This is a genomic window from Arthrobacter sp. StoSoilB13 (assembly GCF_019977255.1).
In the GTDB taxonomy this organism is placed as follows: domain Bacteria; phylum Actinomycetota; class Actinomycetes; order Actinomycetales; family Micrococcaceae; genus Arthrobacter.
This window is the reverse complement of sequence record NZ_AP024648.1, coordinates 228,590-252,214: the sequence shown is the minus strand read 5'-3', so window position 1 is coordinate 252,214 and position 23,625 is coordinate 228,590. Positions and strand designations below refer to the sequence as shown.

Sequence of the window (23,625 nt, the reverse complement as noted above, 5' to 3'; positions counted from 1 at the left end):
TGGATCAGGAGTACTCAGTTTTTGGACGGCCCGGTACCTGCCCCCGGGAGTCGCTGCAAGCGGGGCATTCCCGAAATTCAGCTGTCACTGAGCGAACATTGTGCCCATCTTGAGCAAAAACTGCGCTGGCGTTCGAAGATGTTCGGGCTGACTGCATTCATTGCGGGTCGTTCTAGTTGGGGCCCCTGCCCTTGCTTCTTTCGTTTCCCTGGCCTCTTTGGTCGGATTGGCCGCCGCCTTGGACCCCGTCCGCCGGTGATTCGGTTTCCTGCGCAACCTCAGTTGGCACGCTTTCCTGACTGGTCGCTGGCGATGGAACGTCTCCTTGCCCGCTGCCAGAGTCGGACGGCGGCAGCTGAACGGTTTGCACCGGCCCAGGAATGAGAACTGTTTCCACTGGCCCAGGGGTGGTAATTGTTACCACTGGCGCGGGCGTTCCAACCGGGGAAGGAAGGCCGGATTCCTGCATTACCGGCGAAGGCGAGGTAACGTCTGCCGGCAAGGGTTCCTGACCAGATAAAACCACCGCGAGGGGGACTGCTATCGCCGCCGCGAGAAGGACCATCAACAGGGCTCCGAGCCTGCCGCCTCCCCTACTCCTGTGAAGCTTGGGGGATACTTCGGTTGTTGCCCCGATGGCGGGCGCCCGGGCAGGCAGAGGCGGCAAAAGCGCCGTAGCTGCCGGGTGTGCATACGCCTCTTGCCAAGGGCGAGCCAGGAATTCTTCGATCTCCGCGGCAGTCGGCCTATTGTCTGGTTCGAGGTCCGTCATGGACTTCAGCAGTTCAGCTATGGGGTGATGGATCTGCTCAGGGATGACGGGGGCACGGTGAAGACGCGCTGCAGCCGACTCAATGGGCGTCCCCGGATATTCGGTCCTGCCAGTAAGGCATTCCAAGAGCACCAGGCCGAGGGAGTAGATATCGCTGGCAGGAGTCAAGGGACGGCCGAGGGCCTGCTCCGGGCTGAGGTACTGGGCGGTTCCCACCGTCATTCCGGTGGCAGTCAGGCGGCTACCTTCCAATATTCTTGCCACGCCAAAATCGGCAAGTTTCACTATGCGATCCGGGCCTGGAGTTTCCGAAACCAGGATGTTGGCAGGTTTTATGTCGCGGTGAATCACTCCGCTCCCGTGAACTTGCACGAGGGCACCTGCAAGGGCGTGGCCGATGTGCGTTGTTTCCCCGAGGCTGAGCGGGGCCCGCAGCAAGCACCGAACGCAGATTATTTCCGGAAACCAGTTCCATGACCAGGAAAGCCTGCGGCGGGCCGGAAGTTCCGGCGTCCACACCGGCGTCGTAAATATGCACCAGACCGGGGTGATCGAATCCTGCCAGCAACCGCATCTCTGCCTGCTGGCGCTCCTCGAAACCCTCGTCGCCTGAGCCAGGGGAAAAGATTTTCAGGGCAACTTCACGCTGCAGGACCTCATCCCGGGCCTTGCAGACAGTGGACATCGCCCCGTGCCCGAGTAGCTCCAGAATCCGGTAGCGGCCGTTGAGAATGTCCCCGCCGCCTGCTGGATCAACGAAAGCTTCTCCGCCTGCCCTCACGGCCCTACACCTCTTGCGTCCAAGCGCGCTGCGCCGATTTACCCCCATTGATCCTGCGCTGCTATGCAGTTGCTAAGTAACCTTCTTACGGCAAACGTACAGCCTCCGGCCCACCTTGCCAACCATGGAGTCTGCTACTACTTTTCGGGGAAAAATCGGGGGAATTCGCGCCTAAAGCTGCGGTTATCGAACCCCTTCGACGGCGGGTTGGGGCGTTGGAAGTGCGTCCAAGGAATTGAAGCTGTAGAGCTGGATTCCCTCTATCCCTGGTCGGACAGAGAGCTCGTCAATGAGCGCGTCCGGCGTGTACCGTTCCCCGATCAGAAGCCTCCGTGCCAGCGGGCCTTTGCGGCTGAGGAATTTCAAGGAGGACCCCACTCCGATCTTGGTGGCAAGCGAGACCAGCTTTACCTTGGGCACGGCCCCTGCCACACCTGCCCAAACTGGAAGGAGTACGCCCTCACGGCGGAGCATAGCCACGTAGTCCTGGATCCTGTCCGCCGAGAAACACATCTGCGTGACTATTTTCGTGGCGAACTCCTGCTTCTCCAGCAAGGCATCAACCAAGTGCAGGCTGGTGATGTCCGGATGCCCTTCCGGGTAGCCGGCCACTCCAACGGCCATTTCGCCGGACGTGATCTGGGCGATGTCGCGCAGCAATTCCCCGCCAGTGGAATACGAACCCGATGGCTGCCCGTCGCCCCCGATGGCGAAGACTTCCGTGATGCCCGACGCCGAACAGTCACCCAGTATGGCTGACAACTCCGCGCGGGTTTCAAGAGCCTTGGCAGCTAGATGGGGAACCACGGTATAGCCGAGCTCCCTCAGCTGGACTGCAGCACGGAGTGTGGCACCGACACCATGCTTCGGCAGGCAGGTAATGCTGATTGCGGTGGACGTAGGCAGGGCCTTGCTGACGACGTCCACGATTCCCTCGGACGGGATGATCTCAACACGAACGGGAAGCATGAGGTGTCCTTTTGCTGTGGCTTAGGCGTGGGCGGCGAGGATGGTGGAGGCTTCCTGGCGGGTGGTGCCGGAGGACTCGATGTGGGCCAGGGCGGCGGGGATTTCCCAGCCTTTCTTGCGCATCGCGGTGGCCCACAAACGCCCGGCCCGGTAGGAGGAGCGGACCAGGGGCCCGGACATGACACCGAGGAAGCCGATTTCCTCGGCCTCGTGCTGGAGGTCCACGAACTCCTGCGGTTTGACCCAGCGGTCCACGGGCAGGTGACGTTCGGACGGGCGCAGGTACTGGGTGATCGTGATCAGGTCACACCCGGCGGCGTGCAAGTCCCGGAGCGCTTCGGAGATTTCCTCGCGGGTTTCGCCCATGCCCAGGATCAGGTTGGACTTGGTCACCATGCCAAGGTCCCGGCCCTGGGTGATGACATCCAGGGAGCGTTCGTACCGGAACGCCGGGCGGATCCGCTTGAAGATCCGGGGCACGGTTTCGACGTTGTGCGCGAACACCTCGGGCTTGGAATCGCAGATCGCGGCGATGTGTTCGGGTTTGCCGGAGAAGTCCGGGATGAGCAGCTCCACCCCGGTGCCGGGGTTCAGTTCGTGGATCTTGCGGACCGTTTCGGCGTACAGCCAGACACCTTCATCGGCGAGGTCGTCACGGGCCACCCCGGTGACAGTGGCGTAGCGCAGCTGCATGGCCTGCACGGACCGGGCCACCTTGGTGGGTTCGAACATATCCACCGGGGAGGGTTTGCCGGTGTCGATCTGGCAGAAATCACAGCGGCGGGTGCATTCGGACCCGCCGATCAGGAACGTCGCTTCCTTGTCTTCCCAACACTCGAAAATGTTCGGGCAGCCGGCCTCCTCACACACGGTGTGCAGGCCTTCCTTCTTCACCAGGTTCTTCAGACCGACGAACTCGGGCCCCATCTGAACCTTGGCCTTGATCCACTCAGGCTTGCGTTCAACCGGGACAGCCGAATTGCGCTGCTCAACGCGCAGCAACTTACGGCCTTCAGGTGCCAGGGTCATGGGTTTACTTCCTTGTTGGTTGTCTCGTTTTGTCCGTTGCCACAACGCAGGTACGTGTCAGCATTCGACGACGTTGACGGCCAGGCCGCCCATCGCGGTTTCCTTGTACTTGGAGGACATGTCCTTGCCGGTCTCGCGCATGGTCACGATCACCTCATCCAGGGACACCCGGTGCGTCCCATCCCCCCACAACGCCATCTTCGCCGCGTTGATCGCCTTCGCCGCCGCGATCGCGTTCCGCTCAATACAGGGAATCTGCACCAACCCCCCGATCGGATCACACGTCAACCCCAGGTTGTGTTCCATCGCGATCTCCGCCGCGTTCTCCACCTGCCCCGGCGTACCACCCATCACCTCGGCCAACCCCGCAGCAGCCATCGACGACGCCGAGCCGACCTCGCCCTGACAGCCCACCTCAGCCCCCGAAATGGACGCCTGCTCCTTGTACAACACCCCCACCGCCCCCGCGGCCAGCAGGAACTTCACCACCACATCGTCCTTATCGGCCTGGGTGGCCTTGTCCATGCCCGGCGCATAATGCAACGCGTAATACAACACCGCCGGGATAATCCCCGCCGCACCGTTCGTCGGCGCCGTAACCACCCGCCCGCCGGAAGCGTTCTCCTCATTGACCGCCAACGCGATCAGGTTCACCCACTCCTGCCAATACTTCGGATCGTTGCGGTCCTTGTCCTCCTTCAACAACCGCTCCAGCCAGTCAGGAGCACGACGACGGACCCTCAACCCCCCGGGCAACACACCCTCACGCTTCAAGGACGTCTCAATACACGCCTCCATCACATGCCAGATATGCAACAACCCCTCCCGGATCTCCTCCTCAGACCTGCTGGCACGCTCATTGATGAACATGATGTCGCTGATCCCCAGCCCCTTCGAGGAGCACCGGCCCAGCAACTCAGCAGCCGTCCGGAACGGCAACGGCAACTCCGCCTTCGTCTCCTCCAACTCCGCCCGCGCCGCGTCCTCCTCACCCTCCCGGACAATGAACCCGCCACCAACCGAGAAAAACGTCGCCTCCCGCAACGTAGCGCCCTCAGCATCAACCACAGCAAACTTCATCCCGTTCGTATGCCGCGGCAACACCGTCAACGGATGCAACACCATATCCTCCACCGCATACCGCAACTGCACCCCCGCACCAGCAACGCCAGCACCAGCAAGATTCAGCACACCCGTCTCAGCGATCGCAGCCAACCGCTCCTCCACCTCATCAGGCAGGATCAACTCCGGGTGGTAACCCTCCAAACCCAACAGCGTCGCAGTCATCGTCCCGTGACCACGGCCAGTCGCAGCCAACGACCCATACAAATCAACCCGCAACCCCGCAACCGAATCCAGCACCCCGGACTCGCGCAACTCGCCAGCGAACACCGCAGCAGCACGCATCGGCCCCACAGTATGAGAACTCGACGGGCCAATACCCACAGAGAACAGATCGAAAACACCAACAGCCATGGCTGGATCCCTTTCAGGGAGGAGTCAAACACAACAAAAATGTGGGGGCCGGGCCAAATCCCGAGCCAAGGCGGCCCGGCCCCCTGGAGGTCCCAGTGCGAACCTCCAAACCCGGTTTTGTGTGCGGCATTCGTTCCCAGCAAATGCCACACCCGGGAGATCAAATCGAGTCCCGCCGATTCGTGGACTCCCTGCCAAACATGCCGTGCGCACGGCACACCCCGCAGCAACCCCACGAAACGGAAGACCAAAGCATCCTCGCGGCCCACCCTCGGAAGCTGCCCGTCCCAAGAAGGCGACCCGCCCCGGCGGCCCCTTCGGGGCCGGCATCCGGAAGCGGGCGTCCAAGGGAGCATCGCATCCGCTCAGCGGGTGCCTATGCGACCGAGCCCGCGGAGGATGTCGGCCCCGACGGGCCCACACACCGGCCAGCGTCGACGACCCAACCCGCAAGGCTCAGGCGAGGTTTGCAACTCCCGGGTACAGCGGATGCGCTTTCGCAAGAACCTCAACCCGGTGCCGCAACCCGGAAAGGTCCGCATCGGCGTCGGCAATCAACACTTCGGCGATGATGTCCGCAACTTCGCGGAAGGCCGCTTCCCCGAATCCGCGCGTGGCGAGGGCCGGGGTGCCGATGCGCAGGCCGGAGGTGACCATGGGCGGGCGTGGGTCGAACGGGACGGCGTTGCGGTTGACGGTGATGTCGATCGCGGCGAGGCGGTCTTCGGCTTGCTGGCCGTCGAGTTCGCAGTTGCGCAGGTCGACGAGGACCAGGTGCACGTCGGTCCCGCCGGAGACAACGGAGATACCCTTTTCGGCAACGTCGGGCTGGACCAGGCGTTCGGCCAGGATCCGGGCGCCGGCCAGGACGCGTTCCTGACGTTCCCGGAACTCCGCCGAGGCTGCGATCTTGAAAGCAACTGCCTTACCCGCGATCACGTGCTCCAGCGGCCCACCCTGCTGGCCCGGGAACACGGCCGAGTTGATCTTCTTGGCGATGTCGGCGTCGTTGGAGAGGATGATGCCGCCGCGCGGACCGGCGAGGGTCTTGTGCGTCGTCGACGTCGTGACGTGGGCGTGCGGCACCGGCGACGGGTGCAGGCCAGCGGCAACCAGGGCCGGCGAAGTGCGCCATGTCCACCATGAGGTAGGCACCCACGGAGTCGGCAATCCGACGGAACTCAGCGAAATCCAGCTGCCGCGCGTAAGCGGACCAGCCGGCAACGATCAGTGCCGGCTTGTGCTCCTGCGCCAGGCGTTCGACTTCGGCCATGTCCACCGTGTGGGTGTCCTCGCGGACGCCGTAGGGGACCACGTTGTAGAGCTTGCCGGAGAAGTTGATCCTCATGCCGTGCGTGAGGTGGCCGCCGTGGGCAAGGTTGAGGCCCATAATGGTGTCGCCCGGCTTGATCAGCGCGTGCATCACTGAGGCGTTCGCCTGCGCACCGGAGTGTGGCTGGACGTTCGCGAACTCCGCACCGAAGAGGGACTTGATGCGGTCGATCGCGAGCTGCTCGATCACGTCGACGTGCTCGCAACCACCGTAGTACCGCTTGCCCGGGTAGCCTTCGGCGTACTTGTTGGTCAGCACGGAGCCTTGGGCCTGCATCACGGCAACGGCTGTGTGGTTCTCTGAGGCGATCATTTCCAGGCCGTCGCGCTGGCGGCCCAGTTCGTCGTCGATCTTCGCGGCGATCTCCGGGTCCAGCTCGGACAGCTTCGCGTCCAACGACGCCGAAACAACCTGCTCGAATTCCGTCACGACTGCCGGGTTCACAGTTCGCCACCGTTCGCTGCAGCGTATTCCTCAGCCGACATCAGGGGGCCCTCTTCAGCGGCCGCCACCTTGAACAGCCAACCAGCGCCGTAAGGGTCGGTGTTGATCAGGGCCGGATCGCTGACAACGGCGTCATTGATCTCGGTCACCTCACCTGTCACCGGCGAGTACAGGTCCGAGACCGACTTGGTGGACTCGACCTCGCCGCAGGTCTCGCCTGCAGTCACAGTAGAACCGACCTCAGGGAGGTCAACGTACACAATGTCGCCCAAGGCATCCGCAGCAACCGCAGAGATCCCAATCCCCACAGGCCCGGCTCCATCCGAAGCAACCCATTCATGCTCAGCCGAGTACTTCAGCTCGGCAACTACTTTGCTCATTCCAGTTCCTTCTCTCGTGGCTATTTTTGGCGCTTGTAGAACGGCAGCTGAACGATCTCGAACTGCTCAGCTTTTCCGCGGAGGTCCACCTCGACTACCGTGTCCGGTGTGGAGTGCTCGACGTCGACATACGCCAGGGCGATCGGGTAACCGAGCGTCGGGCTCGGCTGGCCGGAGGTGACTTCGCCGATGAGCGAGCCGTCCTTGAGGACCGAATAGTGGGCGCGGGCTGCACGTCGGCCGGTTCCCTTCAGGCCGACCAGTTTCTGTCCGATGGTCGATCCGACGCCGGCTGCCTTGATCGCAGTCAGGGCTTCCTTGCCGATGAAGTCGCTTTCCTTGGCCAGGGAAACCACCGGGCCAAGTCCTGCGGCGTAGGCGTTGACGTAGCGGGAGAGCTCGTTGCCGTAGAGCGGCATGCCGGCTTCGAGGCGAAGGGAGTCGCGTGCTGCAAGGCCCGCGGGGATGAGGCCGTGGCCTTCGCCGACCTCGAGGAGTGCTTCCCAAAGGCCGGCTGCGTCAACGTTCGGGATGTAGATCTCGAAGCCGTCTTCGCCGGTGTAACCGGTGCGGGCAAGCAACAAGTCCTGCCCGTTGATCTCAACCTCAACAGCCGCGTAGTACTTCAGCTCGGTCACGAGGGCGTGCTGCTCTGCCGGAACCAAGGTCAGCAGAATGGCTTCCGCGTTCGGACCCTGGACTGCGATCAGCGACGTCTCAGCCGAGGCGTCCTCAACCACGACGTCGAAGCCGGCCGCCCGCTCCAGCAATGCTGCCGCAACTACCTTGGCGTTGCCTGCGTTGGGGACCACGAGGTACTGATCCACGCCTTCTTCGGGAGAAGGGCGGCGGTAGGTGATGAGGTCGTCGATGATGCCGCCGTCGGCGTTGCAGATCAGCGAGTACTTGGCCTTGCCCACGGCGATCGCGGACAACTTGCCCACGAGCGCGAAGTCCAGGAAGGCCGCCGCGTCCGGACCACTGACCCAGACTTCGCCCATGTGCGAGAGGTCGAAGAGGCCAGCTGCGTTACGGACTGCGTGGTGTTCGGCGAGTTCGGACTCGTACTTGAGCGGCATCTGCCAGCCGCCGAAGTCCGTGAACGAGGCCCCGGCTTTTTTGTGCTGCTCGTAGAGAGCGGTGTAGTTCTCAGTCATTGAGCCAGTCCTTTAGTTCTCGAAGTCTGCGGTGTTGTCCTCGAACGCTTCGAGGGGCGGGCAGGAGCACACCAGGTTGCGGTCGCCAGCAGCGCCGTCAATGCGTCCGACCGGCGGGAAGTACTTGTCCTGCTTCAGGTGGTGGACGGGGAACGCGGCCTGCTCACGCGAGTATGCGCGGTCCCAGTCAGAACTTACGACGGCGGCAGCTGTGTGGGGTGCCTTGCGCAGCGGTGAGTTCTCAACAGTGAAATCGCCGGTGGCGACCTGCTCGATTTCGGCACGGATGGTGATCATGGCCTCGATGAAGCGGTCGATCTCCACGAGGTCCTCGGACTCGGTCGGCTCCACCATCAAAGTGCCGGCAACCGGGAACGCCAGCGTGGGTGCGTGGAAACCGAAGTCGATGAGGCGCTTGGCCACGTCCTCTGCCGTGACGCCGGTGCGGGCAGTCAGTTCGCGGAGATCCAGGATGCACTCGTGGGCAACAAGACCGCCTTCGCCGGTGTAAAGAACCGGGAAGTGCTCATCCAAGCGGGAGGCAATGTAGTTCGCAGCGAGCAGCGCGGACTTGGTGGCTTCGGTGAGCCCTTGGCCACCCATGAGCTTCACGTAAGCCCAGGAAATCGGGAGCACACCGGCCGAACCGAAACGGGATGCCGAAATCGGAACGTCGTTGCCTTCGGTCCAGGAAGCAGCGTCGCCAGGCATGAATGGTGCCAGGTGTGCCTTTGCAGCGACCGGGCCAACACCGGGTCCGCCGCCGCCGTGCGGGATGCAGAAAGTCTTGTGCAGGTTCAGGTGGGATACATCGCCGCCGAACTTGCCCGGCTGGGCGAGCCCAACGAGTGCGTTGAGGTTTGCGCCGTCAACGTACACCTGGCCTCCGGCAGCATGGATCGAGTCGCAGACCTCCCGGACGTCAGCGTCGTAAACACCGTGCGTAGACGGGTAGGTGATCATGATGCAGGACAGGACGTCCTTGTTGGCCTCGATCTTGGCGGCCAGGTCTTCGTGGTCGATGGTGCCATCAGGGGCGGTGGCCACCACTACTACCTTCATGCCAGCGAGCACAGCCGAGGCCGCGTTGGTGCCGTGCGCCGAGGCAGGAATAAGGCACACGTTGCGCTGCTCGTCGCCACGGGAAAGGTGGTAGCCGCGGATCGCAAGGAGGCCCGCGAGCTCACCCTGGGAACCGGCGTTCGGCTGGATGGAGACCTGATCGTAGCCGGTGATCTCAGTGAGGTCCGCTTCCAGCCCTTCAATGAGCTCGCGCCAGCCAGCGGTCTGGTGATCCGGAGCGAACGGGTGGATGGAGGCGAACTCCGGCCAGGAGATTGCTTCCATCTCGGCGGTAGCGTTCAGCTTCATGGTGCAGGAACCCAACGGGATCATGGTGCGGTCCAAGGCGAGGTCGCGGTCCGAAAGCTTGCGGATGTAGCGCAGCAGCTGGGTCTCGGAACGGTGCGTGTTGAACACCGGGTGCTGCAGGAAATCACTGGTTCGGACCACGTCTGAGGGCAGCTCAAACCCGGAAGCGTCCTTCACCGGACCGGCACCAAAGGCGACGGCTACCGCAGAGAGGACCTCCGGCGTCGTGGTTTCATCGAGGGAAACGCCAACCGTGTCAGCATCGATGCGACGCAGGTTGATACCGCGGGCTTCGGCGGCCGCGATGACTTTGTCAGCCTTGCCGGGTACGCGGACAGTGAGGGTGTCGAAGAAGGATTCAGACACGAGTTCACGGCCGGCGGTCTTGAGGGCAGTGGCCAGCGTGCGGGCGTGGCCGTGCACGGTTTCGGCGATCGCCTTCAGGCCTTCCGGACCGTGGTAGACCGCGTACATCGAAGCCACGATCGCGAGTAGTGCCTGCGCGGTGCAGATGTTGGACGTCGCCTTTTCGCGGCGGATGTGCTGCTCGCGGGTCTGAAGGGCCAGACGGTAAGCCGGGACTCCGGCGTTGTCCTTGGAGACGCCGACGATGCGGCCCGGGAGCGTGCGCTCCATGCCTTCGCGGACTGCCATGTACGCAGCGTGGGGGCCGCCGAAGAACAGCGGAACACCAAAGCGCTGCGCAGTTCCGACGGCGATATCGGCGCCCTGCTCGCCCGGGGGCGTGATGAGGGTGAGCGCCAAAAGGTCGGCAGCGACAGTGACCAGCGCCCCGCGCTCCTTGGCGTCAGCGATGACGCCGGAGTGGTCGAAAACGCGGCCCGAAACACCGGGCTGCTGCAGGACGATGCCGTTGATATCGCCGTCGGGAAGCCCTGCGGAGAGGTCGGCAATCTCCACCTCGAAGCCGAGCGCCTCGGCGCGGCCCCTTCACGATGGCGATGGTCTGCGGGAGGAGGTCGGCGTCCAGGACAGTCTTGCCGTCCTTCGCGGTCTTGGACTTGTTGGCACGACGCATCAGCAGCGAAGCCTCGGCCACAGCGGTGGCTTCATCCAGCAGCGAAGCGTTGGCCACGGGAAGTCCGGTGAGGTCCTGGACCATGGTCTGGAAGTTCAGGAGAGCTTCAAGACGGCCCTGCGAAATCTCGGGCTGGTAAGGCGTGTACGCCGTGTACCAGGCCGGAGCTTCCAGGATGTTGCGTCGGATAACCGGCGGCGTAACGGTGTCGTAGTAGCCCTGGCCGATCAGCTGGATGGCGGTCTTGTTCTTGGACGCAAGCTTGCGGAGCTCGGCGAGGACCTGGGTCTCGCTAAGGGCGGCCTGGAGCGTCAGCGGCGTGGCTTGCCGGATGGAATCGGGGACCGCAACATCTACCAGGCCGTCTACGGAGTCGTAGCCGATTGCCTTGAGCATGGTGTCAACGTCGGCCTGACGGCGGGCGCCGATGTGCCGGTCCGCGAAAGCGGTGGGGGTTGATTGAACAGTCAAGAGGAACTCCATGATTCAGGCGCCCTATGTGCGCCACGATGATGTGGGTTCCTCCCCGCTCTGTATTGGACCTGAGAGATTCCGCAGGAATGGTTGCCTGCTTGCACCGTCGGTGAGCCCAGTTACCTGGACTGCTTTCCAGAGTTGCCTCGCCGTGGCGGTACGTGGGCCTGAGAGATTCCTGGGGAGGATTTGCTCCTACGGCGCCTGACTGGATGTACCGGCAGGACTCTCCCGCCACAGATCAAAAGCATTGCGTCACGTCAGTGACACGGTTCACACCATAGCGGGTTATCTGGAAAAAGCGCAAGCAAGGGATACCTACCGGTGCATTGCCTCGTGGATCTGGAGCGCGAACCACAACTGGGCAACAGTGGAGGTTTCACCCATGTCCAGCCCCGTCAATTCGCCGATTTTCCGTATCCGATAGATGATGGTTTGCCGGTGCGCGAACAGGGCAGCGGCGGTTTTTTGCCAGGAACGCTGCGAGTCCAGATAGGTCCTCAGCGTGACGATGAGATCGCCTTCCTGGCTCTGCTCGTAATCGAAAATCGGGCCGAGGAGACGCCGGACCAGGGCAGTTCCTTCCTCGAAACCCGTCAGCCCCAGCCATGATGGTCCCTGCGCGTAGCGGGCCAGGCCAAGCTTGTTCGCCCGGGCCGATCCGAGCGCCCACAGTGACTCCTGCAGCGCGCGCTGAATGCCCGCCACACCCGCCGGAGCGCTGATCCCGATCGCGGCATCCGCCCCGGCACAATGAACCAGGATGTCGTCCGGCACATCAGCAGGGACCACGACGTGGAGCCGGTTGTTCCGCTTCAGGGAAGCCGACGCAACCCCGTGCCGCCACAGTTCGATGTGCACGTTAGCCAGCCTGTCGCCGTCGTCCGCTGCTTTATTGCCGGCGTCCGCGTAGAGCGAGGCGAGCAGGAAATCCTGGGGCGGAACATCAAAACCGGCCAGCCGGCTCTCCATCTCGGCCGCCCCCAATCTCCCATCCATGGCCTGCAGCAGGAACTCACCCGCCAGCCGATGGCGGCCTTCCAGCGACAGGACGATGCGCGAAAGCTGCAGTCCCAGCACGGTTGCGGCGTGCAGAAGTACGACGGCGTCCGGGTGCGGTTCGCTGTTGGGCAGCACCACGAGGAGCGCGTTGGCGTGGGTCGGGATGTCCATGGTCAGCACGTGCCGGCCCCGGATCCGGTGCCACTGGAAGTTCTTTCCCGCCAAGGACACCTGCCCGGAAAGCGGAGCCCATTCATCGGCAAGGAACCGTGGGACTGGCTGTCCCTCCGGGTGCCAGGGATGCAGGCAGCGGCGGTCCACCACGAACAGCTCCGCATCCAGTTCGGTGGCGAGCCGTTGGACCAGGCTCTGCCAATGGTCCTCCGAGGCGCCGGCCGTTCGGAGCAGGTCGTAAACCCTGGCCGTCTGCCGCAAGCGCCGGGACTCTTCGAGCAGGGAGGACTCGGCAACCGAGCGGGCGATCGCGATGAACGGCAGGGGGTAGGGGATGTTGATCAGCGGCAGCGGCAGCCGGTCACAGGCCGCCAGGAACTCCTGGGTCAGCGGAGGCGCGTGCATCTTCTCGCCGATGGCCAAGGCGCTTGCCCCGCTGTCCATAAGGGCCTCGGCGAGCGCCACTTGTCCCGCGGCGTCGGCCGGAATCGAGAGTCCATTGGTCATCATCAGCTCTCCACCTGTGACCCACTCCCAGAGCCTGGGCAGATCGGACGTGTGGGCCCAGGTGATCCGGTTGTCGCGGCCCGCGTCACCGGCCAGAAGGCTGAGCCCGAGTTGGGGTTCAGCCACGAGTTCGGCGACCGTGATTGCCATCGGATGGGGTCCTGACTCTATGATTCCCGGGGCCCGTTCCGAACCTTTTAGACATTCGTCTAAGCGTCTGGGCCATTTGTAGTCAATGTACCGCTATTCGCCGTGACCCGCGTCACCAAGAATGGAATTACTTACTTCCCGCTCAATGGCGAGCACCCCTCACACCAAGGAACCGGCAATGACAATCCACAAGCCCATCGGCCCTGTCGACGCAACCAAAGTCCCCCGGTATGCCGGACTCGGCACCTTCGCCCGCCTCCCCCAAATTGACCGCGTCCCGGACTATGACATTGCGATTGTCGGCGTACCGTTCGACGGCGGAACCTCCTTCCGGCCCGGCGCCCGTTTCGGTCCTGCCGCGGTTCGCGAGGCCTCGCGTCTCCTGCGCCCGGGCTACCACCCGGAGCTCGACGTCGAACCCGTTTACGAAGCCCAGGTTGTGGACGCCGGCGACATCGCCTGCACGCCCTACGACATCACCCGCGCTGTTCGTGAGATCGAGGAGCAGGCGTTGCCCCTCATCAGCGAAGACAAGCGGCTGATCTCGATCGGCGGCGACCACACGATTGCCCTGCCGATGCTCAGGGCCCTGAACAAGGTCCATGGTCCGGTGGCTTTGCTGCACTTTGACGCACACCTGGATACGTGGGACACGTACTTTGACCAGCCCATTACGCACGGAACCATCTTCCGGCGGGCGTTCGAGGAAGGCCTCCTTGTGGAGGACAAGTCGATGCACGTCGGCATCCGTGGCCCTGTGTATGACCGCAATGACTTCCTCAGGGACCACGAGTTCGGGTTCCAGATCATCCGCTGCTCGGACCTGGATGTCATCGGTGTCCCGGCGGCAATCCAGCAGGTGAAGGACAGGCTCGGCGACACCCCGGTGTACGTCTCCATCGACATCGACGTCCTGGACCCCGCATTCGCTCCCGGTACGGGCACCCCGGAGATGGGCGGACTCCACTCCCGCGAACTCCTGGCCCTGCTCCGCGGCCTGAACGGCATCAACATCGTGGGCGCCGACGTCGTGGAGGTCGCTCCGGCCTACGACCATGCGGACATCACAACCGTCGCTGCGGCCACCCTTGTTTTCGACCTTCTCGGCCTGATGGTGAACCGCAGCAAAGCCACTACAGTCCGTGAACTGGCTTCGACGTCCCGGAGCGCATCATGAATGCGCCCTTGGCCACCCACGAAGTTCCCCGGCTTGAGGACAAAACCATCCAGCCGATCCCGCTGAATGAGCGGCACGGCAAGGCGCGCGATCTCTTCACCATCTGGTTCGGTTCCAACATCATGATCATGACCATCGTGACCGGCGGACTTGCCACCACGGTATTCGGCCTCGGTTTCGTGCCGGCGCTGGTGGGCATCATCATCGGCAACGTCGTGGGCGGCATCTTCATGGCGCTGCACTCGGCCCAAGGCCCCCAGCTGGGCGTGGCGCAGATGATCCAGACCCGCGGCCAGTTCGGCTCCTTCGGCGCCCTCTTGATCGTGGTCATCGTGGTCATCATGTACGTCGGGTTCTTCGCCGCAAACCTCGTCTTTGGCGGAGAAGCAATGGCCGCGGTCAGCCCCGGCATCAGCGTGGATGCCGGCATCATCATCATCGGCGTGGTCAGCGTCATCGCCACGATTTTCGGTTACCGGCTCATCCACGCCTATGCCAGGATCCTCAGCGTTGCAGCGGGCCTGGCTCTGTTGCTCGCCTTCGTGTGGATCCTCGTTGTCCACGGCCTTCCCGCCAGCTTCCTTGCGGAGGGCAATTTCAACTGGGTTGGCTTCATGGGGACCATCTCCGTCTCGGCCCTGTGGCAGCTGGCCTACGCGCCCTACGTCTCCGATTACTCCCGCTACATGCCGCAGGGCACGGGGTCGGCACCGGCATTTTGGGCTTCCTACTCGGGCTGCGTCCTGGGAACGTTGTTCCCCATGATCCTCGGCGCCTTGGTGGGCACGCTCGCCATGACCATGAGCGCCGACAACGTCGAAATCGTTGGCAGCCTGGGTGCGTTGCTGCAGCCGTGGACCCTGATCATCGTGGGCATCTTCTGCCTGGGTGTCGCGGCGTCCAACGCCATGAACCTCTACTGCGGCGTCCTGTGCACTCTGACCATCGGCCAAACCTTCAAGCCGTCCTGGTTGCCACGCGCCAAGACCCGCAGCATCGCGGCCCTCATCCTCTTCGTCGTCGCAGTCTCCATCGCCTTGTTCGCCCGCGACAACTTCATCCTCTTCTACACCAACTTCCTCTCCTTCCTGATGTACGTCCTGGTCCCGTGGACTGCCATCAACCTGGTGGACTACTACCTTCTGCGGCACGGCGACTACCGGGTTGAGGACTTCTTCAAGCGCGACGGCGGTGTGTACGGGCGGTTCAATTGGGTCGCCATCGGCTCCTACCTGGCAGGCGCCCTGATCCAGGTTCCCTTCTCGGCAACCGCAATCTACACCGGCCCCCTCGCGGCCGCGTTGGGAGGGGTGGACATCTCCTGGCTCGTCGGCCTCGTAGTGGTTGCTCCCCTCTACTACTTCGCGGCACGCGTGTTCCGGAAAAAGACGGAAGCCGCCCCCTTTCCATCCCCTGCACTCGCAAACTGACCTATCTGAAAGCGAATTGTCATGACCCTCACAGACACTGCACACCCCGAAACCGTCCAGTTCACCGTTCGACGCACGTCCTCTGACCATGGCAGCAGCCTGCCTCCGCAGCTGCCCCTGCCTCCCGCAGGGCACTTCATCAACGGATCGTTCGTCCCGGGCTCCACCGGTCAGCTGATCGACGTCGTGGATCCCACCACCGAGCAGGTCATCGCCTCAGTGCAGGCGGGCACGGCGGACGATGTCGACGCCGCTGTAGAGGCCGCCGTCGTCGCCCAAAAGACCTGGGGGGCTACTACCCCCAAGGAGCGCGCGGACGTCCTGAACCTGATCGCCAACATTATTGAGGAGAACCGGCAAGCGTTCGAGCTCATCGAGTCCGCCAATACCGGCAAGCCGCAGGCAGTGGCCGAGGACGACGTCACCAGCACCATCGATACGTTCCGTTTCATGGCCGGCGCCTCCCGCACGCTGACTTCCATGGCCGGCGGCGACTACGCCACTGACCACACCTCCGTGATCCTCCGCGAACCCGTGGGCGTCGTCGGCGTCATTACCCCCTGGAACTACCCGCTGCTGATGGCCGCCTGGAAGATCGCACCGATTCTGGCCGCCGGCAACAGCATCGTCCTCAAGCCCTCCGAGCAGACCCCCTTGTCCACGCTGAAGCTGGCCGAACTGCTCGCCGGACGGATCCCGGACGGGATCCTCAACGTGGTCACTGGCCAGGGGCGCACTGTTGGACAGCGGCTTTCGGAGCACCCATCGATTGCTTTGGTCGCCCTGACGGGCAGCGTCGTTAGTGGCCAGGCCGTTGCGGAAACTGCGGCAAAATCCGTGAAGCGCGTCCACCTGGAACTTGGCGGCAAAGCCCCGGTTGTTGTCTTCCCCGACGCCGATCTTCGCGCCGCCGCCGCTGGAGTCCGCAACGCAGGATTCTGGAATGCCGGCCAGGACTGCGGTGCTGCCTGCCGCGTGCTGGTCCACGAGTCCGTGGCCGAGGAATTCACCGAGCACTTGGTACGCGAAGTCAGCACGCTGGTGGTCGGCGCACCCGAGGCTGGGGACGACGTCGAAATCGGTCCCATGATCTCCCGGCCCCACTTTGAACGCGTCAAGGAATCCTTGGCCGAAGCCCGCGAGGCGGGACTGAATATCGCGATTGGCGGCTCGGCACTGGAAGGTCCCGGCTACTTCATCGAGCCAACGATCATCTCCAACGTCCCTGCCGGCGCGCACATCGCAACCCACGAAATCTTCGGCCCCGTGGTCACTGTGGAAACCTTCTCTTCCACTGAAGAAGCCGTCACCCGTGCAAACGAAAGCCCCTACGGACTGTCCGCCTCCGTGTGGACCAAGGACTCCAGCCTCTCCCTGCGCATTCCCAAGCAGTTGGACTTCGGCACCGTCTGGGTGAATGCGCACCTGGTCCTTGCGTGTGAGGTACCGTGGGGCGGATTCAAGGGCTCAGGGTATGGGCGCGACCTCTCGCTCTACGCCCTGGATGATTACTCGCGCACCAAGCACGTCATGATCAACCACGGCGCGTAAGCCTTCAAACAAGCAACGGAGCTTAGCAATGACCACCAAAGACCTTTCCCGCGCCGCCACTCCTACGGCACCTTTTGGAACAGACATCACCTGGACCAACTGGGGCGGGAACCAGAGCGCGACGCCGGCCTTCACCGTCCGGCCAAGGAACGAACAAGAAGCGCTCGACGCCGTCCGTTTCGCCATTCGGGAAGGCCTGCCTGTGCGGGCGGTCGGCTCAGGGCACTCGTCCTCACCTCTTGTTCAGACTGGCGGCGTCCTGATGGACATGTCCGGGCTCTCCGCGATTACAGGAACTGACAAGGCCGGGCGTCGCGCCCGGGCCCTTGCCGGAACCACGATCAATGCCTTTGGAGATCCGCTGTGGGAGCAGGGTCTGGCCCTGGGCAACCAAGGCGACATCGACAAGCAGCAAATCGCCGGCGCACTGGCCACCAGCACCCACGGGTCCGGGAAGCACCTGGGCAGCTTCTCGTCCAACCTCCGCTGGGTGAAGCTCATCAACGGCTATGGCGACATCGTGGAAATCGGCGAAGGTCAGCTCCGCGAACTCCGGGCCGCCCAGGTGGCTCTAGGTACGCTGGGTGTTTTCCTGGAGGTGGAGCTGGCTGTTGAGGACAGCTACTACCTGCAGGAACAGATCACCTATCCCACCTGGGCTGAAACTGCCTCGACGTGGCAGGACGATCTTGACAACAACAGGCACTACTCGTTCCTATGGTGCCCGGAGAACGATTCCTGCGAGCTCCTGGATCTTCCTGGCGCACCCGGCCTGAGCATGGCCAACCGGAGCTACACCAAGCGGTATAACGTTGCTTCCATTGAGGACGAGCGCGGGATTTCGACCGTGGAAGGTGCCCGGCTTGACCGCTCGTACCGGATCTATCCTGGCGGCTTCACCACCCAGTTCCACGAACTTGAGTACTTCGTCCGCAGCGAGGACGGCTTTGCCGCCGTCGAGGCCATCCAGGAGCTGATCCGCAGCAAGTATCCCGAGCAGAAGTACCCCGTCGAGGTCCGCTGGGTGAAGGCCGACGACGCCTACATGTCCCAGTTCCAAGGGCGAGACAGCACCGTCATCACGCTGACCACCGAGCCCGGAACCGACTACTGGCAGTTCTTCCGGGACGCCGACGCCGTCCTGCAGGAATTCGAGCCGAGGGCCCACTGGGGGAAGATCCACTTCATGACACGGGGCCGCCTTGAGCGTCTCTACCCCGAGCTGGACACCTTCATCCAGGTCCGGCGTGAATTCGATCCCCGCGGAATCTTCCTGAACGACCACACCCGGGCCCTCGTAGGCTGATCCCACTAAAGAACCCGACGCTCTCTCACATCCACACCCCCAGGCGGCATCCCTCTCTCACATCCACACCCCCAGGCGGCATCCCTCTCTCACATCCACACCCCCAGGCGGCATCCCTCTCTCACATCCCCTTGACACCCGTTTGAAACCTGCAAGTGGTAGTTTGTTCTCTGCCTAAGCCACACACCCGTACCCATCCGGAGGACATTCCATGCTTAAGGGTTTCAAGGACTTCATACTTCGCGGCAACGTGATTGAACTGGCCATTGCCGTCGTCATCGGCAGTGCCTTCACCGCTCTCGTAGCAGCCTTCACCAACCACATCATCAACCCCGTGATTGCTGCGGCCGGCGGCATGAATGCCGAAGGGCTTGGCTTCAAGATCTGGGAGAACAACCCGGCCACGTTCGTCGACTTCGGCGCGGTGCTTACTGCGCTGGTGACCTTCGTGATCACTGCGGCAGTGGTCTACTTCATCTTCGTGGCGCCCATGAACAAGATCAACTCCATGGTTAAGGACCGCCTCTCCACCGAAGAACCCGAGGAAGAACCGCTGCCTGCGGATACCGCACTGCTGGCCGAGATCCGGGATCTCCTGAAGGACGCAGCGGCCCACCGTGGCTCGGACCGCGATTCGGACCTCGACCCGGACAGCGTCCGCTAATCCCGAGCAGTAACGACCAAGCCCGAGCGTTCCTTCCCGGTTGCTTTGCAAAGCCCGGCGTTCCCACCGCGGGAACGCCGGGCTTTTGCGTTGCCGGCGTTCGGCACAAAGCCACTAAGTGGACAGGAACGCAGCACCCACCAGCGTGTCCCCAGAACGTGACGCGGAGGCAACCGTCCTGAAACAGGCGCGGGGCAGCATGAAACCATGAAGCCCCAAATGAGCTCTCCCGTTACTGCGGATCTTCGGTGCGATGTCTGCGGACAGTTGCCCGAACCGCCCAAGGCCCGGCTCACCTTGGCCAACATCGCGGTGATGCTTCCCATTGAACTGCTGGTACACGCGGCGGTTGTGGAAACCCACCTCCCCTACCTGGCCAAAGTCCTGCTGCTCACAGTCACGGCCACCGTGCTGGTTATCTGGGTTGCGGAGCCGTCGGCCGCCAAGGTCCTCCGGCGATGGTTGCATGCGCCGGCCCTCCGCCAGCGGCACAAGCTACACGCCGCACCTGCTTTGTGGCGGGCCCGGACCCTGCTGCGGGACCAGCCCGGCTCGTTGCAGAAGATCACCCAGTCGCTGGCCCGCATGGACACGAACATCCTCAGCATCCACGTTCACCCGATGGATGCCCCGGGCCGCCACGGTACACAGGGCGCCCAAATAGTGCTGGACGAGTTCGTACTCTCCGCCCCGGGTGAGGTCACCGAACATGAACTGCTGAAAGCACTCGACGACGGCGGCGGGCGTGAGTCACACGTGTGGCCAACCACAGCGCTTGCCATGGCTGATGGCCAAACCAAGGCCCTGAGCCTGGCCACCCGCATTGCCGGGAACCCGAATGAGCTTCCGCACGCGGTTGCCGAGCTGCTTTCCGCCAAAGTGGTCCCCAACGACCCTGAGAACCCGGCACCCGAGGCGAGTGCCGGCGTCGAACGTTCAACGGACATCCTGAAGATTCCTACCGCATGGCATGGACCGCTGGTCTTTTCCCGACCAGGCGAGCCGTTCACGCCTGCCGAGTCCGCACGCGCGCACCGGCTTGCTGAGCTCGCCGAGATTCTGGCATACAGACCGGAAGCGTCCCCAAGCTCGGCATACCACCGCTAGTCCGCGCTCCTTCCCACTTACTACCCCGAAAGCCCGGCATTTCCCAGGAAACGCCGGGTTCTCGTGCGCCAGGGGCAGGAGCAACCGGGGAGGACCGCGCGCAGGCATCCCACTCGGTCACATTTCGCCAACAGACTTTGTATACCAAAAACCTTGACAGTGCGGCCCGTCACATCTAACTTGGATTTTGGGATCCCAAAACGGGATCCCAAACAGACCCGCTACCGGCTGCGGCCCCCGCCACCAAAAGGGCAGGGACCGCAACAGTTGCCGCCGGCACGGGTCCGGCTGCAGCGATATCCACGCCCGGCTCATCCCCCAAAGACATACCCCAAAGACATTCCACCCCTGTTGACTCCTCTGAAGGAGAAGCTGTGTCTCCCCAAAACACCCAACTGGCAACCCAGGAAAACCAGGAAAACGAGCCCAAAACCGCCAAGGACGGTGTGCAGCGACGCACAAACGTCCGCTGGAAACTGTTCATCCTGCTCCTGGTCCTGGTCGCCGTCAATTACATCGACCGCGGTTCAATATCCGTTGCGCTCCCCATCATCCAGAAGGAATTCAACCTCCCGCCCGAGCTTGTGGGGCTTCTGTTGTCGGCGTTCTTCTGGACCTACGCGCTCATGCAAATCCCTGTCGGCTGGCTGATCGACAAGTTCGGCCCCCGCAAGATGGTCACTGCCTCCTGCATCGGCTGGGGCGCAGCAACTGCCGCTTCCGGCTTCGCAGGCGGCTTCCTGAGCATGTTCATCGCACGCCTTGGCATCGGCGTCACTGAGGCCGGCGTCATGCCTGCCGGTGGCAAGCTCAATGCCATCTGGATGCACAAGAAGGAACGTGGCCGCGGCGCCACCATCCTCGATGCCGGAGCTCCCCTGGGCGCTGGCCTGGGCGGCATCCTCATCACCTGGCTGATCGCCTCCACGGGCAGCTGGCGCATGTCGTTCATCATCGCCGGTGCCGCCACGATTCTCATGGGCTTGGCCGTCTGGTGGTACATCCGCGACAACCCCCGCCAGCACAAGGGCGTCAACGATGCCGAAGCTGAGTACATCGAAGCCTCGCATGCCGAGGACGACGCCGAGGCAGCCAAGGAAGGTGCACAAGGCAAGCGAGCTCTTCTCCCCTACCTGAAGTTCCGGTCCTTCTGGGCAATGTGCTTCGGCTGGCTTGGCTTCAACGGCGTCTTCTACGGTCTGCTGACCTGGGGCCCGCTGTATCTGGCCCAAGCCAAGGGCTTCGACCTGAAGACCATCGGCTGGTCCACGTTCGTGATCTTCGGTGCCGGCTTCGTCGGTGAAATCCTCGGCGGAATCATCGCCGACAGGTGGCGCGCATCCGGCGCCTCCGCCAACCGCGTCATGCGTACCCTGCTGGGATTCTCCAGCGTCGTAGTGGTGGGCGGCCTCGTAGGTGTCACGGTCGTCGCAGACCCGATCACCGCCGTCGTGCTTCTCTCTGTAGTCCTGTTCTTCCTGCGCTGGGTTGGCCTGTTCTGGTCCATCCCGTCCATCCTGGGCGGCCGCACCAACGCCGGTGTGCTCGGCGGGGCAATGAACTTCAGCGGCAACATCGCCGGGTTCGTCACGCCGATTGTGGTAGGCCTGATTGTCGGGGCCACCGGCTCCTACACCTGGGCGCTGCTGTACTTCGTTGGATCCGCGGTGATCATGGGCATCTCCGTCCTCGTCCTGGATTACAACAAGCGACTCCCGGTCTAACTCGCCTGACCGGGCCGGCCGGACGGTACTGAACCGCCGGATGGCCGGAAGCCCGCCTGGTCGCCGGGCGCACCGCCTCACACATCACGAAATGGAGCTGGAAATGCTAGCCGCAGAAGACACGAACATCACTGACCGCCCCCTCCGGGAGTCAGTGCGTGACACGCTCCGTTCCAGGATTTTTGAGGGGCACTATGCGCCCGGCACCAGGCTGGTGGAGCGCGACCTCGCCGCCGAATTCAACGTCTCCCGACTGCCCATCCGCGAAGCACTCCGCATGCTGAGGCAAGAAGGACTGATCCGGGACCGCGCCGGCCGCGGTTCCGAGGTCAGCGGCTTGAGCGCCAAGGATGTGGAGGACCTCTTCGACGTCCGTCAATCCTTGGAAGTCCTTGCCTGCCGCTTGGCAGCCAAGCGCGCTACCGCCGCGAATCTTGAACACCTCGCCGGACTGCTGGATGAGGCCGACCGCTGCCTGGCCAAGGGCTCCATCCTGGAAGCCCACCGCGCCAACAGCGATTTCCACGATGCCATCACGGCCATCGCCAACAACGACTTTCTCCGCTCCGCGCTGGAACCACTCCAGGGACGCATGCACTGGCTGTTCCGCCACGTCAGCGACCTCCCGGAACTCATCCAGGAACACCGCGACCTTTACGCCGCGATCGCCAGTGGCGATCCTGACCGCGCCGCTACCCAGTCGGCGTCGCACATCGGCAAGTACCGCGAGCAGTTCCCGGAGGATTCCAGCCACACTGAGCCCAAGCTGCAACGGAAAAAATCATGAAACTCCTGGTCATCAACCCCAACATCAGTGACGACGTCACGGCACTGATCGAGGCCGAGGCCCTGCGTTCGGCAGGACCGGATACCGAACTGATCGTGCGGACCGCCGGACACGGCGTCGAATATATCGAAACCCGCTTCGAGTCGCTGATCGCTGCTGGCGCTGTTGCCGAGCTGATCGCCGAATACGCGCACGACGGCGGAGCCAGCCTTGGGCGTGAACGCGGCGATGCCGCTGTGGACGGCGTCGTTGTGGCTGCCTTCGGGGATCCCGGCATGCCTGCCCTGAAGGAACTGGTGGACGTACCGGTCATCGGGATCACCGAAGCCGCACTCTGCGCGGCAGCACTCCAAGGCCAGCGTTTCTCCATCATCGCCATCTCGGACCGCATCCAGGCCTGGTACCTCGACTGCGTAGAGCGGTTCGGTTTTGGCGGCCGTCTCGCCTCCATCCGATCCATCAACCAGAGCCTCAATTCGATCGGATCCGTACAGGCCGACTTCAAGGAAACGCTCCTGGCACTTAGCCGGCAGGCGGTCGCAGAGGACGGTGCCGACGTCGTGATCCTTGCAGGTGCGCCGCTAGCAGGACTTGCCCGCGAGCTCGAAGGCCAGATTCCAGTGCCCGTGGTGGACGGCATCTCGGCCGGCATCCGCATGACGGAGGCCGTGGTCGCGTTGAAGTCGGGGGCACATCGCGGCGGCTCGTTCGCCGCGCCACCGGTCAAGCGCCGTCAGGGTCTCTCCGAAAACCTCGACGCCGCCCTGACCGTCGCACAGTCGGCGCACCTTTCCTCGTCCCCCACTCTCTAACGCTTCCCA

15 protein-coding genes, 3 pseudogenes and 1 riboswitch are annotated in these 23,625 nt (G+C 63.3%); of the genes and pseudogenes, 9 read left to right on the top strand and 9 right to left on the bottom strand.

What is annotated here, in order from left to right:
- Window positions 1–172: 172 nt before the first annotated feature.
- The 9 genes and pseudogenes from LDP01_RS13370 to LDP01_RS13330 all read right to left on the bottom strand — a co-directional run bounded on the left by LDP01_RS13370 (window position 173) and on the right by LDP01_RS13330 (window position 13,058).
- Window positions 173–1,457: pseudogene (locus LDP01_RS13370) on the bottom strand (serine/threonine-protein kinase).
- Window positions 1,458–1,736: 279 nt separating this feature from the next.
- Window positions 1,737–2,522, bottom strand: a complete 786-nt coding sequence (locus tag LDP01_RS13365) for a methylenetetrahydrofolate reductase (RefSeq protein WP_224093013.1) — start codon at window positions 2,520–2,522, stop codon at window positions 1,737–1,739.
- 21 nt (window positions 2,523–2,543) lie between these two features.
- Window positions 2,544–3,551: a lipoyl synthase gene (lipA, locus tag LDP01_RS13360; RefSeq protein ID WP_224093011.1), complete on the bottom strand. Its 1,008-nt coding sequence runs from the start codon at window positions 3,549–3,551 to the stop codon at window positions 2,544–2,546.
- 57 nt (window positions 3,552–3,608) lie between these two features.
- The gene (locus LDP01_RS13355) at window positions 3,609–5,027 is read right to left on the bottom strand and encodes an L-serine ammonia-lyase (RefSeq protein ID WP_224093002.1); all 1,419 of its coding nucleotides are present in this window, start codon (window positions 5,025–5,027) and stop codon (window positions 3,609–3,611) included.
- Window positions 5,028–5,483: 456 nt separating this feature from the next.
- Window positions 5,484–6,804 (bottom strand): annotated as a pseudogene (glyA, locus tag LDP01_RS13350) (serine hydroxymethyltransferase).
- Window positions 6,801–7,184 (bottom strand): glycine cleavage system protein GcvH, encoded by a 384-nt coding sequence (gene gcvH, locus LDP01_RS13345; RefSeq protein WP_224093000.1) that lies wholly within the window; start codon window positions 7,182–7,184, stop codon window positions 6,801–6,803. Before gcvH ends, glyA begins: the two are co-directional and overlap by 4 nt.
- A gap of 20 nt (window positions 7,185–7,204) precedes the next feature.
- On the bottom strand, window positions 7,205–8,341 hold the full coding sequence (gene gcvT / locus LDP01_RS13340) for a glycine cleavage system aminomethyltransferase GcvT (RefSeq protein ID WP_224092998.1): 1,137 nt from the start codon (window positions 8,339–8,341) through the stop codon (window positions 7,205–7,207).
- Between the two features lie 12 nt (window positions 8,342–8,353).
- Window positions 8,354–11,234: pseudogene (gene gcvP / locus LDP01_RS13335) on the bottom strand (aminomethyl-transferring glycine dehydrogenase).
- 136 nt (window positions 11,235–11,370) lie between these two features.
- Window positions 11,371–11,469, bottom strand: a riboswitch (glycine riboswitch).
- Between the two features lie 74 nt (window positions 11,470–11,543).
- Window positions 11,544–13,058 carry a PucR family transcriptional regulator gene (locus tag LDP01_RS13330; RefSeq protein WP_224092996.1) on the bottom strand — a complete coding sequence of 505 codons (1,515 nt, stop codon included), beginning with the start codon at window positions 13,056–13,058 and terminating at the stop codon, window positions 11,544–11,546.
- Between the two features lie 178 nt (window positions 13,059–13,236).
- Between LDP01_RS13330 and speB the strand changes: the two genes are divergently transcribed.
- From speB to LDP01_RS13285, 9 genes are all read left to right on the top strand, one after another.
- The gene (gene speB / locus LDP01_RS13325) at window positions 13,237–14,235 is read left to right on the top strand and encodes an agmatinase (protein ID WP_224092994.1); all 999 of its coding nucleotides are present in this window, start codon (window positions 13,237–13,239) and stop codon (window positions 14,233–14,235) included.
- The gene (locus LDP01_RS13320) at window positions 14,232–15,665 is read left to right on the top strand and encodes a purine-cytosine permease family protein (protein ID WP_224165785.1); all 1,434 of its coding nucleotides are present in this window, start codon (window positions 14,232–14,234) and stop codon (window positions 15,663–15,665) included. The genes speB and LDP01_RS13320 overlap by 4 nt, the downstream gene beginning before the upstream one ends.
- 21 nt (window positions 15,666–15,686) lie before the next feature.
- Window positions 15,687–17,216 carry an aminobutyraldehyde dehydrogenase gene (locus tag LDP01_RS13315; protein ID WP_224092992.1) on the top strand — a complete coding sequence of 510 codons (1,530 nt, stop codon included), beginning with the start codon at window positions 15,687–15,689 and terminating at the stop codon, window positions 17,214–17,216.
- 28 nt (window positions 17,217–17,244) lie between these two features.
- Complete coding sequence (locus tag LDP01_RS13310; protein WP_224092989.1) at window positions 17,245–18,522, top strand: D-arabinono-1,4-lactone oxidase; 1,278 nt, start codon at window positions 17,245–17,247, stop codon at window positions 18,520–18,522.
- Window positions 18,523–18,733: 211 nt separating this feature from the next.
- Window positions 18,734–19,186 carry a large conductance mechanosensitive channel protein MscL gene (gene mscL / locus LDP01_RS13305; protein WP_224092986.1) on the top strand — a complete coding sequence of 151 codons (453 nt, stop codon included), beginning with the start codon at window positions 18,734–18,736 and terminating at the stop codon, window positions 19,184–19,186.
- A gap of 207 nt (window positions 19,187–19,393) precedes the next feature.
- On the top strand, window positions 19,394–20,293 hold the full coding sequence (locus LDP01_RS13300) for an amino acid-binding protein (protein ID WP_224092984.1): 900 nt from the start codon (window positions 19,394–19,396) through the stop codon (window positions 20,291–20,293).
- 395 nt (window positions 20,294–20,688) lie between these two features.
- Entirely contained in the window at window positions 20,689–22,017 is a 1,329-nt protein-coding gene (locus LDP01_RS13295) for an MFS transporter (protein ID WP_527249094.1), read from the top strand.
- A gap of 103 nt (window positions 22,018–22,120) precedes the next feature.
- Entirely contained in the window at window positions 22,121–22,804 is a 684-nt protein-coding gene (locus LDP01_RS13290) for a GntR family transcriptional regulator (RefSeq protein ID WP_224092982.1), read from the top strand.
- Entirely contained in the window at window positions 22,801–23,616 is an 816-nt protein-coding gene (locus tag LDP01_RS13285; protein WP_224092980.1) for an aspartate/glutamate racemase family protein, read from the top strand. The genes LDP01_RS13290 and LDP01_RS13285 overlap by 4 nt, the downstream gene beginning before the upstream one ends.
- Window positions 23,617–23,625: the final 9 nt, after the last annotated feature.